Raw genomic sequence first — 13,334 nt, 5'->3', positions numbered from 1 at the left:
TATGTTACAGACAGAATCAAGATTAAAAGTAGCAGATAATACTGGAGCTAAAGAAGTTTTAGTTATTAGAGTTTTAGGAGGTACAAAAAAACGTTACGCAAGCATTGGCGACAAGATTGTAGTAAGTGTTAAATCTGCAACTCCTAACGGAACTGTAAAAAAAGGTCAAGTATCTAGAGCAGTTGTTGTAAGAACTAAAAAAGAAGTAAGACGTAAAGATGGGTCATATATCAGATTTGATGACAATGCTTGTGTTCTTTTAAACCCTACAGAGGAAATGAGAGGAACACGTGTATTTGGACCTGTTGCCCGTGAACTTCGTGAGAAACAATTCATGAAAATAGTATCATTAGCACCTGAAGTGCTTTAAATTATCATAAAATGAAGAAGTTTAAATTAAAGTCAGGAGATACTGTAAAAGTTATTGCAGGAGATCATAAAGGATCTGAAGGTAAGGTTTTACAAATCATAAAAGATAAAGATAGAGTATTGGTAGAAGGTGTAAACTTAGTTTCTAAGCATACCAAACCAAGTGCTCAAAATCCTCAAGGTGGTATTGTAAAAAAAGAAGCTTCACTTCATATATCTAATGTTATGTTAGTAGAAGATGGTGTTGCTGTAAGAGTAGGTTATAAAGTTGATGGAGATGCTAAAACTAGAATCTCTAAAAAAACTAAAAAATAAGAATAATCATGAGTTACGTACCAAGATTAAAAGCAGAATACAAAGAAAGAGTCATAAAAGCTCTTATTGAGGAATTCAGTTATAACAATGTAATGCAAGTACCAAAATTAGAAAAAATAGTTGTTTCTAAAGGTGTTGGTGCTGCAATTGCAGACAAGAAATTAATAGATTATGCAGTAGAAGAATTGACTACAATTACAGGTCAAAAAGCGATTTCTACAATGTCTAAAAAAGACGTTGCATCATTTAAATTACGTAAAGGAATGCCAATTGGTGCAAAAGTTACGTTAAGAGGTGATAAAATGTATGAGTTTTTAGATAGATTAGTTACCGCTTCTTTACCTCGTGTAAGAGATTTTAACGGCATAAAAGCTAACGGTTTTGATGGTAGAGGTAATTACAATTTAGGAATTACTGAACAAATCATTTACCCAGAAATTAATATTGATCAAGTTAAAAAAATCAATGGAATGGATATTACTTTTGTAACATCTGCAGACACTGATAAAGAAGCAAAATCATTATTAGCAGAACTAGGTTTACCATTTAAAAAAAATTAGATAATGGCTAAAGAATCAATGAAAGCGCGTGAGCGTAAAAGAGAACGTACAGTTGCAAAATATGCTGAAAAAAGAAAAGCTTTAAAAGAAGCTGGAGATTATGAAGCTTTGCAAAAATTACCAAAAAATGCCTCTCCAATTAGATTACACAACAGATGTAAATTAACAGGGCGTCCAAAAGGATATATGAGACAATTTGGTATTAGTCGTGTTACTTTTCGTGAAATGGCAAATCAAGGTTTAATACCAGGTGTTAAAAAAGCAAGTTGGTAGAAAACATCAATAAATCTTTAAAATAAAAATAGAATGTGTATCTTTGCACGCTCTATTTTTTTTGAGTATAAGAATGTTAACTGATTAAAGGTTCAAAAATCACAGAGAAATCTGTAGTAGAAATAGAGATTTTTGAAAACCGTAGTCGCAATTTAAATAAATATGTATACAGATCCAATTGCAGATTTTCTTACCAGAGTAAGAAATGCTATAGCTGCAGGACACAGAGTAGTGGAAATTCCAGCTTCAAATTTGAAGAAGGAAATGACTAAAATTTTGTTTGATCAAGGGTATATTTTAAGTTATCAATTTAACGCTGATAAAGTTCAGGGTACAATTAAAATAGCTTTAAAATATGACAAAGACACAAAAGAGTCAGTAATTAGAAAAATTCAACGAATCAGTACACCTGGTTTACGTAAGTATGTTGGTTCCTCTGAGATGCCAAGAGTACTTAACGGTCTAGGTATTGCTATTGTTTCTACATCAAAAGGTGTAATGACAAACAAAAAAGCACGTCTAGAAAATGTTGGAGGAGAAGTTTTATGTTATGTTTATTAATCTTTAAGAAATGAGTAGAATAGGAAAAAATCCCGTTAACATTTCACAAGGTGTAGATGTAAACATTAAAGACAATGTAATAACAGTAAAAGGAAAGTTAGGAGAATTATCTCAAACTATTTCTGATGGTATTTCAATTAATATTGAAGATGGCGTTATTACTTTAGATAGAGCTTCAGAGAGTAAAGACCATAAAGCACAACATGGTTTAATGAGAGCTTTAATCAGTAATATGATTGAAGGTGTAAGTAAAGGTTGGACCAAAGAATTAGAATTGGTAGGTGTTGGTTATAGAGCATCAAACCAAGGTCAAAAACTTGACTTAGCGTTAGGTTTCTCTCATAATATCGTTTTAGAATTAGCTCCAGAAGTTAAAGTAGAAACAGTATCAGAAAAAGGGAAAAACCCAATCATTAAATTAACTTCTTTTGACAAACAATTAGTTGGTCAAATAGCTGCAAAGATTCGCTCTTTCAGAACCCCAGAACCATATAAAGGTAAAGGTGTTAAGTTTGTTGGTGAAGTATTAAGAAGAAAAGCAGGTAAATCTGCATAATCATATAATATTATGGCATTATCAAAGCTAGAAAGAAGAGCTAGAATAAAGCGTAGAATCAGAAAGATTGTTTCTGGTACTCCTACCAAACCAAGATTATCGGTTTATAGAAGTAACAAAGAAATTTACGCTCAAATAGTCGACGATGTAAACGGAGTAACATTAGCTTCAGTTTCATCTAGAGATAAAGATATTAAAGCAAACTCTAAATCAGAAGCAGCAGCTGCAGTAGGTAAATCTATCGCAGAAAAAGCTACTAAAGCTGGATTAGAAACAATTGCTTTCGATAGAAATGGTTATTTATACCATGGTAGAGTTAAAGTATTAGCAGAAGCTGCAAGAGAAGCTGGTTTAAAATTTTAAGAAATTATGCAAGGTTATAAAAACGTAGAAAGAGTTAAACCAAGCGGATTAGAGCTTGTTGATAGATTAGTAGGTGTACAACGTGTTACCAAAGTAACAAAAGGTGGTAGAGCATTTGGTTTCTCTGCAATTGTTGTTGTTGGTGATGGTAATGGAGTTGTTGGACACGGATTAGGAAAATCTAAAGATGTTTCTTCTGCAATAGCAAAAGCTGTCGAAGATGCAAAGAAAAATTTAGTAAGAATACCAATTTTAGAAGGTACATTACCTCATGAGCAAAAAGGAAAGTTTGGTGGAGCAAAAATATTCATCAAACCTGCTTCTCCTGGTACAGGAGTTATTGCCGGTGGTGCTGTTCGTATTGTATTAGAGTCTGTAGGTGTACACGATGTATTATCTAAGTCTCAAGGGTCATCAAACCCCCATAATGCAGTAAAAGCAACATTTGATGCTTTATTGCAGTTAAGAAGCGCATCTTCTATTGCTAAGCAAAGAGGTATATCTCTAGAAAAAGTATTTAACGGATAAATCTAAGAACGATGGCAAAAATAAAAGTTACACAAGTAAAAAGTCAAATCGGGCGTTTAAAGAATCAAAAGAGAACTTTAGAGGCATTAGGTTTACGTAGATTAAACCAAACTGTTGAGCATGAGGCAACTCCTTCAATAGTTGGTATGGTAAATAAAGTTTCACATTTAGTTTCTGTAGAGAAATTAAAATAAGATATTTAAAATGAGTAGTTTACATAACTTAACACCGGCAGAAGGATCTGTAAAAAAAGGGAAAAGAATTGCACGTGGTGAAGGTTCTGGACATGGAGGTACTTCCACCAGAGGTCACAAAGGAGCAAAATCTCGTTCAGGTTATTCTAGAAAGATTGGTTTTGAAGGTGGGCAAATGCCACTTCAAAGACGTGTACCTAAATTTGGTTTTACAAATATTAACCGTAAGGAATATCAAGGAATCAACTTAGATAAATTACAATCTTTAGTAGATAGTGGAAAAATAACAGATACAGTAAATTTAGACATTCTTGTTGCTAATAGATTAGCAGGTAAAAATGACCTAGTAAAAATATTAGGTAATGGAGAATTAAAAGCTAAATTAAATATAACTGTACATAAATTTACAGCAACAGCCAAAGCAGCTATAGAAGCAGCAGGAGGTGAAGCTGTTACTTTATAATCTAGTAAATGATGAATTTTATTAATACACTAAAAGATATTTTCAAGATTGAGGAATTAAAAAATAAAATTCTTCTTACTATCGGTCTAATTGCAGTATACCGTTTTATGGCTTCTGTTCCATTACCTGGAATAGACCCATTACAATTATCTGCTTTAAAAGAAAGTACATCTGGAGGACTTTTAGGATTATTGAATGCATTTACAGGAGGAGCATTTGCTAGAGCGTCAGTAATGGCACTTGGTATTATGCCTTACATTTCTGCATCAATTGTAGTACAGTTAATGGGAATTGCAGTTCCTTATTTACAGAAACTACAAAAAGATGGAGAAAGTGGAAGAAAAAAGATTACACAAATCACAAGATGGTTAACCATTGGTATTACTTTGGTACAAGCACCAACGTATATTACAGCTATTAAAACGCAGTTTGGTCTTGGACCAGAAGCTTTTTTAGTACCAGGTTTAACTTTTTGGATTTCATCAATCATTATTTTAACTGCAGGTACAATTTTTGCCATGTGGTTAGGAGAGCGTATTACAGATAAAGGTGTTGGTAATGGGATCTCATTATTAATTACTGTAGGTATTATTGCGAACTTTCCAGCTGCATTTTTACAAGAATTTCTTGCAAAAACAACAAATGCAGGTGCAGGTGGTTTAATGATGGTTCTTATTGAAATTATTGTTTGGTTTGTAGTAATATTATTAACTGTATTACTAGTTACTGCTGTTCGTAAAATAGCAGTACAATACGCTAGAAGAACTGTTGCAGGTAACATTCAAAATGTTGCTGGTTCTAGAGATTATATTCCTTTAAAGTTAAATGCAGCAGGTGTTATGCCAATTATATTTGCTCAGGCAATTATGTTCTTGCCAATGGCTTTAGGACAAAAGTTTCCTGCCTTAATTGGTTTAACAGATCCTTTTGGATGGCAATACAATGTAATTTTTGCATTATTAATTATCATTTTTAGTTTTTTCTATACAGCAATTACCATTCCTACGAATAAAATGGCTGAAGACTTAAAAAGAAGTGGTGGTTTTATACCAGGCATCAGACCAGGAAAAGATACAGCAGAAAAGTTAGATAGTGTTTTATCGAGAATTACGTTCCCAGGATCGTTATTTTTAGCAGCCCTTTCTATCTTACCAGCAGTTGTTGTTCAATTTGGTGTACAACAAGGTTGGGCTATGTTTTACGGAGGTACTTCCTTAATTATTATGGTTGGTGTAGCAATAGATACCATGCAACAAATTAATTCTTATTTATTAAATCGTCATTACGATGGTTTAATGAAACCAGGAAATAGTAATAGAAAATCGAATAAATAATAGTATGGCTAAGCAATCAGCAATTCAACAAGATGGAACTATAACAGAAGCATTATCAAATGCAATGTTTCGTGTAGAATTAGAAAACGGACATATTGTAACGGCACACATCTCTGGAAAGATGCGCATGCATTATATTAAATTATTACCAGGTGATAAGGTAAAGTTAGAAATGAGTCCTTACGATTTAACAAAAGCAAGAATTACTTACAGATACTAAAAACATAGAACAGATGAAAGTTAGAGCATCAGTAAAAAAGAGAAGTGCCGACTGCAAGATAGTACGCAGAAAAGGTAGATTATACGTAATTAACAAACAAAATCCTAGATTTAAACAAAGACAAGGATAAAGTAAACGTTAGATTTTAAACGTTAGTGTTAGATTTTTTCTAGCAAAACTTATTAAGTTTTACCACTAGCAGTTAAAGGCTAACAACTAATAACTAATTAATATGGCAAGAATAGCAGGTATTGATATTCCAAAGAATAAAAGAGGAGTTATTGCTTTAACTTACATCTTTGGTATAGGAAACAGCAGAGCTAAAAAAGTTTTAGCAGCAGCAAAAGTAGACGAAAGTATTAAAGTTCAAGACTGGACTGATGATCAAATCGCAGCAATTAGAGAGCAAGTAGGTTCTTTCACTATTGAAGGAGAACTACGTTCTGAAGTTCAAATAAGCATTAAACGTTTAATGGACATTGGTTGCCAAAGAGGGATACGTCACAGATTAGGTTTACCTTTAAGAGGACAAAGAACTAAAAACAATTCTCGTACAAGAAAAGGTAAGAGAAAAACAGTAGCTAACAAGAAAAAATAAAGTTAGAGATTAACCTAGTTATGGTGTAGTGTGCCGTATTTTAAATACAACTTACTACACAAAATAACTAAACAGAAAACAATATGGCAAAAGCAAGTTCAAAAAAGCGTAAAGTAATTATCGATGCTATAGGAGAAGCACATGTAACTGCATCTTTTAACAACATCATTATATCTTTAACAAATAAAAAAGGAGACGTAATTTCTTGGTCGTCTGCAGGTAAAATGGGTTTTAGAGGTTCTAAAAAGAATACTCCTTATGCAGCCCAATTAGCAGCAGAAGATTGTGCAAACGTTGCAAAAGAAGCTGGTTTACGTAAAGTAAAAGTTTATGTAAAAGGACCAGGTAATGGTAGAGAATCTGCTATTAGATCAATACATAATGCTGGTATCGAAGTAACAGAAATAATCGATGTTACTCCTATTCCTCATAATGGTTGTCGTCCACCAAAAAGAAGAAGAGTATAATTTGATACATACAAATTATATGCTGAATCATATTCAGCATCCTTATTAACAAATATTATATTTTAATCTGATAGGAATACGATTAGCGAAGGATAAGCCTTAATTCATAATCCCTATCTATAACAAAAACAAAATGGCAAGATATACAGGACCAAAAACTAAAATTGCTCGTAAATTTGGCGAGGCAATTTTCGGAGATGACAAAAACTTCGAAAAAAGAAATTATCCTCCAGGACAGCATGGTAATGCAAGAAGAAGAGGTAAAAAATCTGAATATGCTACTCAATTAATGGAGAAGCAAAAAGCAAAATATACTTACGGTATTTTAGAGCGTCAATTTAGAAACTTATTTAAAGACGCATCTTCTTCACAAGGTATTACAGGTGAAATCTTATTACAATTATGTGAATCTCGTTTAGATAACGTTGTTTACAGAATGGGAATTTCTAATTCTAGAAGCGGAGCACGTCAATTAGTATCTCACAGACATATTACAGTTAATGGTAATATTGTAAACGTACCATCTTACAGATTAAAAGAAGGTGATGTTGTTGCTGTTAGAGAAAAATCTAAATCATTACAAGCAATCGAAGATGCATTAGCATCTAACAACAATGTTTTTGAATGGTTAACATGGAATAACGATACTAAAACTGGTACTTTTGTGAAAGTTCCAGAAAGACTTCAAATTCCAGAAAACATCAAAGAACAATTAATCGTAGAATTATATTCTAAATAATAATTTAACCAAGTTGGTATTTGGCCAAAGGGTTTTTAAGATCTTCTTCAAACTTCTAAACCGCGCAACTAAATAACAAATAAAACGAAGAAAAAATGGCAATATTAAATTTTCAAAAACCTGACAAAGTAATTATGATTGAATCTACAGATTTTTCTGGTAGATTTGAATTTAGACCTTTAGAACCAGGTTTTGGTTTAACAGTAGGTAATGCATTAAGAAGAGTTCTTTTATCTTCATTAGAAGGTTTTGCAATTACATCATTAAGAGTAGATGGTGTAGAGCACGAGTTCTCTACAATACCAGGTGTTGTAGAAGATGTAACAGAAATTATTTTAAATTTAAAACAAGTACGTTTTAAAAAACAAATAGATGAAACTGATAGAGAAACTGTATCAGTATCTGTTTCTGGACAAGAACAATTTACAGCAGGAGATTTGCAAAAATTTATTTCTGGTTTTCAAGTATTAAACCCAGAGTTAGTAATTTGTAATATGGACAAGTCTGTAAAATTAAATGCAGAAATTTCTATCGAAAAAGGTAGAGGTTTTGTACCCGCAGAAGATAATAAAAAAGCAACTGCACCTATAGGAACTATTTTTACAGATTCTATTTACACACCAATTAAGAATGTAAAATATGCAATCGAAAATTATCGTGTAGAACAAAAAACAGATTACGAAAAATTAGTTTTTGACATAGATACAGATGGTTCTATAAACCCAAAAGATGCATTAACAGAAGCTGCAAAAATTTTAATTCACCACTTTATGTTATTCTCTGATGAGCGTATTACTTTAGAGGCTGATGAAATTGCACAGACAGAAACATATGATGAAGAATCATTGCATATGCGTCAGTTATTAAAAACGAGATTAATTGATATGGATTTATCTGTAAGAGCTTTAAATTGTTTAAAAGCAGCAGAGGTAGATACATTAGGAGATTTAGTTTCTTTTAACAAAAGCGATTTAATGAAATTTAGAAATTTTGGTAAAAAATCTTTAACTGAGCTAGAAGAACTAGTTATTGTTAAAGGCTTAAGTTTCGGAATGGATTTAACAAAATATAAATTAGATAGAGATTAATCTTTCATATTTTGCTCCTCAAAATGGGTAGATGCAAGATGAAAGTATAAAACAAACGTCATGAGACACGGAAAAAAAGTAAATCACTTAGGAAGAAAAACAGCGCATAGAAAAGCAATGTTAGCTAATATGGCTTGTTCTTTAATAGAGCACAAGCGTATTAACACAACTGTGGCAAAAGCAAAAGCATTAAGAACTTTTGTAGAGCCATTAATTACTAAATCTAAAGCAGATACAACTCACAATAGACGTATTGTATTCTCTTATTTACGTGATAAATATGCAGTAACAGAACTTTTTAGAGAAATTTCTGTAAAAGTAGCAGACAGACCAGGAGGTTATATTCGTATTATCAAATTAGGAAATCGTCAAGGAGATAATGCTCCTATGGCTATGGTAGAATTAGTAGATTACAACGAAATTTACAACCCAAAAGGTAAAAAAGCTAAAAAATCTACAAGAAGAGGTAGAAGTAAAAAAGCTGCAATGGCTCAAGTAGAAGAAACTGCAACAGAAGAAAAATCTGAAGAATAAATAAAAAATGAAAATTTTTTAAATTATATAAAAGGGATAAACGTTTACGTTTATCCCTTTTTTTATATTTTTACAACAACAAACACAAGTATACATCAATGAAATATCAAACTAGAAAAAAGGCATTAGTTTTATTAGCAGACGGAACTATATTTTATGGTAAATCTGTAGGTATAGAAGGAACAGCAACAGGAGAAATTTGTTTTAATACAGGGATGACGGGTTATCAAGAAATCTTTACAGACCCTTCTTACTTTAGACAAATTATGGTAACAGCAAATGCACACATAGGTAATTATGGTGTTAATAATGAAGAAGTAGAATCTGATGGAATTAAAATCTCTGGTTTAGTTTGTAGAAATTTTAGTTTTACACACTCAAGAGCAGATTCTGATGGAAACCTAAAAGATTGGTTCGACACACACAATATTGTTGCCATTTCAGATGTAGATACCAGAGCATTAGTTGCTTACATTAGAGACCATGGAGCTATGAATGCAATAATATCTACAGAGGTTGATAATATTGAAGGTTTAAAAAAACAATTAGCAGAAGTGCCAAGTATGGAAGGTTTAGAACTAGCTTCTAAAGTATCTACAAAAGAGCCTTATTTTATTGGTGATGAAAATTCTGACATAAAAATTTCTGCTTTAGATATCGGTATTAAAAAGAATATTTTAAGAAACTTGGCAAAAAGAGGCGCTTATATTAAAGTATTTCCTTACAATGCAACTTTTGAAGATCTAACAAGTTTTAATCCTAATGGATATTTTATTTCTAATGGACCTGGAGATCCAGAACCCCTAAAAGAAGCACAAGAAGTTGCTAAAGAAATTATTAAAAGAAATTTACCTTTATTTGGTATTTGCTTAGGACATCAAGTAATTGCTTTGGCAAACGGAATTTCTACTTATAAAATGCACAATGGTCATAGAGGAATTAATCATCCAGTAAAAAACCTACTAACAGGAAAAGGAGAAATTACTTCTCAAAATCATGGTTTTGCTATCAATAGAGAAGAGACAGAAGCCAATAATACTGTTGAAATTACTCATGTACATTTAAACGACCATACTGTAGCTGGAATTAAAATAAAAGACAAACCAATTTTCTCTGTACAATATCACCCAGAAGCAAGCCCTGGACCACACGATTCAGAATATTTATTCGATCAGTTTATAGAAACTATCAAAAAACATTCAAAATAGTTTAATACGAGTTTTAGTTTGAAAACGTTTTCGTAACAATCTTTCTAAAACAAAGTAAAACAGTGGCTTATTTTGTAAATTAGCCATCTAAAAATAAATCAATTAAAAAAATATATAATGAGTATTATTATTAGTGTTCATGCACGTCAAATTTTCGATTCAAGAGGAAATCCAACAGTAGAAGTAGATGTAACAACAGAAAGCGGTATTCTTGGTAGAGCTGCTGTACCTTCAGGAGCTTCTACAGGAGAACATGAAGCTGTAGAGTTAAGAGATGGTGGAAAAGATTACATGGGTAAAGGTGTTTTAAAAGCCGTTAAAAATGTAAACGAAATTATTGCAGAAGAATTATTAGGAGTTTCTGTTTTTGAACAAAATGGCATCGATCAATTAATGATTGATTTAGATGGCACGCCAAACAAATCTAAATTAGGTGCAAATGCAATTTTAGGTGTTTCTTTAGCAGTAGCAAAAGCGGCAGCTAACGAATTAGGGATGCCTTTATATAGATATATTGGTGGTGTTTCTGCAAATACATTACCAGTACCTATGATGAATATCATTAATGGTGGTTCTCATTCAGATGCGCCAATTGCATTTCAAGAATTTATGGTAATGCCAGTAAAAGCTAAAAACTTTTCTGAAGCAATGCAAATGGGATCAGAAATTTTTCATAACCTAAAAAAGGTTTTACACGATAGAAATCTATCAACAGCTGTAGGTGATGAAGGAGGTTTTGCACCAACATTAGATGGTACAGAAGACGCTTTAGACACGATTGCATTGGCAGTAAAAAATGCAGGTTATGTTTTTGGCGAAGAAGTTAAAATTGCCTTAGACTGTGCTGCTGCAGAATTTTATGTAGACGGTGCTTATGACTATACAAAATTTGAAGGAAGCAAAGGAAAAGTAAGAACAAGCAAAGAGCAAGCAGATTACTTAGCAGAATTAGCAGCAAATTATCCAATTATTTCTATTGAAGATGGTATGGATGAAAATGATTGGGATGGATGGAAATATTTAACTGAAAAAATTGGGGATAAAGTTCAATTAGTAGGGGATGATTTATTTGTTACAAATGTAGAGCGTTTGTCAAAAGGAATCCAGAATGATATTGCAAATTCGATTTTAATTAAAGTAAACCAAATTGGTACTTTAACAGAAACAATTGCAGCAGTAAATATGGCTAAAAATGCAGGTTATACATCTGTGATGTCTCACAGATCTGGAGAAACAGAAGATAATACAATTGCAGATTTAGCAGTTGCATTAAACTGTGGTCAAATAAAAACAGGTTCTGCATCTCGTTCTGATAGAATGGCTAAATACAACCAATTATTAAGAATTGAGGAAGAATTAGGAGCTGTTGCTTATTTCCCTAAAGAGAAAGCTTTTAAAATATAATTTTATAAGAAATAGAATAATTTAAAATTTGTAATTAAATTTTATAATAAAATTAAACCAGTGAAAAATTTTCACTGGTTTTTTTTTGCCAAAAATTTAATAAGTTAATTTTATTTTAAAATATTAAAAATGCATCTAAAGAGATTTTAAAATCATACAAAATATCTTATCTTCGCATTAACAAAAAAAAAGTTAAAAAACAGCAAATGTCAGACACAGCTAAATTAAAATTAGGAGAAAATACGTATGAGTTTCCTTTAATAAAAGGAACAGAAAATGAAGTTGCAATTAATATAAAATCATTAAGAGGTGCAACAAATGGGGTAATTACAATTGATCCTGGTTTCAAAAACACAGGTTCTTGTGAAAGTGCTGTTACTTTTTTAGATGGAGAAAAAGGGATCTTAAGATATAGAGGATATTCCATAGAAGAGCTTGCTGAAAAAGCAAATTTTTTAGAAGTTGCTTATGCTTTAATATTTGGTAATTTACCAACGTCTGAAGAATTAGAAAAATTTCATTCAGATATAAAAGCTCAATCTGTAGTTGATGATGATGTGAAAAAAATTATAGATGCTTTTCCTAAAACAGCCCATCCAATGGGAATTTTATCTTCTCTTACAAGTGCATTAACTGCATTTAACCATTCCTCTGTAAACGTAGATTCAGAAGAGGAAATGTACAATGCAATTGTTAAAATTATGGGTAAATTTCCTGTTTTAGTAGCTTGGACAATGCGTAAAAAACAAGGACTACCTTTAAATTATGGATCTAATTCTTTAGGGTATGTAGAAAATATTATGAAAATGATGTTTGAACAGCCTAATGAAAATTATGAGGTAAATACCATAGTAAAAAATGCCTTAGACAAGTTATTAATTTTACATGCAGATCACGAACAAAATTGTTCAACATCTACTGTAAGAGTTGTAGGTTCTTCTCATGCCGGTTTATTCGCTTCTTTATCTGCAGGAATTTCTGCACTTTGGGGGCCACTTCATGGAGGTGCTAACCAAGCAGTTTTAGAAATGTTAGAAGCAATTAAAGAAGATGGTGGAGATACTAAGAAATACATGGCAAAAGCTAAAGATAAAAATGATCCTTTTAGATTAATGGGCTTTGGTCACAGAGTTTATAAAAACTTTGATCCAAGAGCAAAAATCATTAAAAAAGCTGCAGACGAAGTTTTAGAAAGTCTAGGAGTTGATGATCCTATCCTAGAGATTGCAAAAGGTTTAGAAAAAGAAGCCTTAAATGATCCTTATTTTGTAGAAAGAAAATTATATCCTAATGTAGATTTCTATTCAGGTATTATATACAGAGCAATGGGTATTCCTGTAGAAATGTTTACGGTAATGTTTGCAATGGGACGCTTACCAGGTTGGATTGCTCAATGGAAAGAAATGCGTTTGAAAAAAGAACCTATTGGGCGTCCACGTCAAATATATGTTGGAGAAAACGAAAGAGGTTTTGTTTCTATAGAAAACAGATAATTTTATTACATTTATATAAATTTTAAAAAGCTTCATATTTTATGAAGCTTTTTTTATAAATATCGTT

The 13,334-nt window shown here is 31.8% G+C and carries 21 protein-coding genes; all 21 read left to right on the top strand.

Annotated features, from left to right (window positions below; genetic code table 11):
- Position 1: 1 nt before the first annotated feature.
- The 21 genes from rplN (at position 2) to Q0662_RS05150 (ending at position 13,267) form a co-directional block, all read left to right on the top strand.
- The gene (rplN, locus tag Q0662_RS05250) at positions 2-370 is read left to right on the top strand and encodes a 50S ribosomal protein L14 (RefSeq protein WP_015482230.1); all 369 of its coding nucleotides are present in this window, start codon (positions 2-4) and stop codon (positions 368-370) included.
- A gap of 11 nt (positions 371-381) precedes the next feature.
- Positions 382-684 carry a 50S ribosomal protein L24 gene (rplX, locus tag Q0662_RS05245; protein ID WP_298947884.1) on the top strand — a complete coding sequence of 101 codons (303 nt, stop codon included), beginning with the start codon at positions 382-384 and terminating at the stop codon, positions 682-684.
- A gap of 8 nt (positions 685-692) precedes the next feature.
- Positions 693-1,244, top strand: a complete 552-nt coding sequence (gene rplE / locus Q0662_RS05240; RefSeq protein ID WP_298947881.1) for a 50S ribosomal protein L5 — start codon at positions 693-695, stop codon at positions 1,242-1,244.
- 3 nt (positions 1,245-1,247) lie between these two features.
- A complete protein-coding gene (rpsN, locus tag Q0662_RS05235; RefSeq protein WP_053973144.1) occupies positions 1,248-1,517 on the top strand; it encodes a 30S ribosomal protein S14 in 270 nt (89 codons plus the stop codon).
- 162 nt (positions 1,518-1,679) lie between these two features.
- Positions 1,680-2,078 (top strand): 30S ribosomal protein S8, encoded by a 399-nt coding sequence (gene rpsH / locus Q0662_RS05230; protein WP_298947879.1) that lies wholly within the window; start codon positions 1,680-1,682, stop codon positions 2,076-2,078.
- Positions 2,079-2,088: 10 nt separating this feature from the next.
- Entirely contained in the window at positions 2,089-2,634 is a 546-nt protein-coding gene (gene rplF / locus Q0662_RS05225; protein WP_298947876.1) for a 50S ribosomal protein L6, read from the top strand.
- Between the two features lie 12 nt (positions 2,635-2,646).
- Positions 2,647-2,997, top strand: coding sequence for a 50S ribosomal protein L18 (gene rplR / locus Q0662_RS05220; RefSeq protein ID WP_298947874.1), 351 nt, complete (start codon positions 2,647-2,649; stop codon positions 2,995-2,997).
- Between the two features lie 3 nt (positions 2,998-3,000).
- Positions 3,001-3,525 (top strand): 30S ribosomal protein S5, encoded by a 525-nt coding sequence (rpsE, locus tag Q0662_RS05215; RefSeq protein ID WP_298948065.1) that lies wholly within the window; start codon positions 3,001-3,003, stop codon positions 3,523-3,525.
- A gap of 11 nt (positions 3,526-3,536) precedes the next feature.
- Entirely contained in the window at positions 3,537-3,719 is a 183-nt protein-coding gene (rpmD, locus tag Q0662_RS05210) for a 50S ribosomal protein L30 (protein WP_114425983.1), read from the top strand.
- Positions 3,720-3,729: 10 nt separating this feature from the next.
- Positions 3,730-4,182, top strand: a complete 453-nt coding sequence (gene rplO / locus Q0662_RS05205; protein WP_298947869.1) for a 50S ribosomal protein L15 — start codon at positions 3,730-3,732, stop codon at positions 4,180-4,182.
- A gap of 11 nt (positions 4,183-4,193) precedes the next feature.
- Positions 4,194-5,516, top strand: a complete 1,323-nt coding sequence (gene secY, locus Q0662_RS05200; protein WP_298948064.1) for a preprotein translocase subunit SecY — start codon at positions 4,194-4,196, stop codon at positions 5,514-5,516.
- A 4-nt stretch (positions 5,517-5,520) separates the two neighbouring features.
- A complete protein-coding gene (infA, locus tag Q0662_RS05195) occupies positions 5,521-5,736 on the top strand; it encodes a translation initiation factor IF-1 (protein WP_015482241.1) in 216 nt (71 codons plus the stop codon).
- Positions 5,737-5,749: 13 nt separating this feature from the next.
- Complete coding sequence (gene ykgO, locus Q0662_RS05190) at positions 5,750-5,866, top strand: type B 50S ribosomal protein L36 (RefSeq protein ID WP_004568720.1); 117 nt, start codon at positions 5,750-5,752, stop codon at positions 5,864-5,866.
- Between the two features lie 102 nt (positions 5,867-5,968).
- Entirely contained in the window at positions 5,969-6,334 is a 366-nt protein-coding gene (gene rpsM / locus Q0662_RS05185; protein WP_298947866.1) for a 30S ribosomal protein S13, read from the top strand.
- A gap of 83 nt (positions 6,335-6,417) precedes the next feature.
- Positions 6,418-6,801: a 30S ribosomal protein S11 gene (rpsK, locus tag Q0662_RS05180; RefSeq protein ID WP_036825729.1), complete on the top strand. Its 384-nt coding sequence runs from the start codon at positions 6,418-6,420 to the stop codon at positions 6,799-6,801.
- A gap of 133 nt (positions 6,802-6,934) precedes the next feature.
- The gene (gene rpsD, locus Q0662_RS05175) at positions 6,935-7,540 is read left to right on the top strand and encodes a 30S ribosomal protein S4 (protein ID WP_298947861.1); all 606 of its coding nucleotides are present in this window, start codon (positions 6,935-6,937) and stop codon (positions 7,538-7,540) included.
- A 95-nt stretch (positions 7,541-7,635) separates the two neighbouring features.
- Positions 7,636-8,628, top strand: a complete 993-nt coding sequence (locus Q0662_RS05170) for a DNA-directed RNA polymerase subunit alpha (protein ID WP_298947859.1) — start codon at positions 7,636-7,638, stop codon at positions 8,626-8,628.
- Between the two features lie 60 nt (positions 8,629-8,688).
- A complete protein-coding gene (gene rplQ, locus Q0662_RS05165; protein WP_298947857.1) occupies positions 8,689-9,162 on the top strand; it encodes a 50S ribosomal protein L17 in 474 nt (157 codons plus the stop codon).
- A 98-nt stretch (positions 9,163-9,260) separates the two neighbouring features.
- A complete protein-coding gene (gene carA, locus Q0662_RS05160; protein WP_298947855.1) occupies positions 9,261-10,370 on the top strand; it encodes a glutamine-hydrolyzing carbamoyl-phosphate synthase small subunit in 1,110 nt (369 codons plus the stop codon).
- A gap of 117 nt (positions 10,371-10,487) precedes the next feature.
- Positions 10,488-11,774, top strand: coding sequence for a phosphopyruvate hydratase (eno, locus tag Q0662_RS05155; protein WP_298947853.1), 1,287 nt, complete (start codon positions 10,488-10,490; stop codon positions 11,772-11,774).
- Between the two features lie 206 nt (positions 11,775-11,980).
- Entirely contained in the window at positions 11,981-13,267 is a 1,287-nt protein-coding gene (locus tag Q0662_RS05150; protein ID WP_298947851.1) for a citrate synthase, read from the top strand.
- Positions 13,268-13,334 lie beyond the last annotated feature (67 nt).

The organism is uncultured Polaribacter sp. (genome assembly GCF_947503855.1).
GTDB lineage: Bacteria > Bacteroidota > Bacteroidia > Flavobacteriales > Flavobacteriaceae > Polaribacter.
The sequence above is the reverse complement of the archived record's forward strand: the minus strand, read 5'-3'. Positions and strand labels throughout refer to the sequence as shown.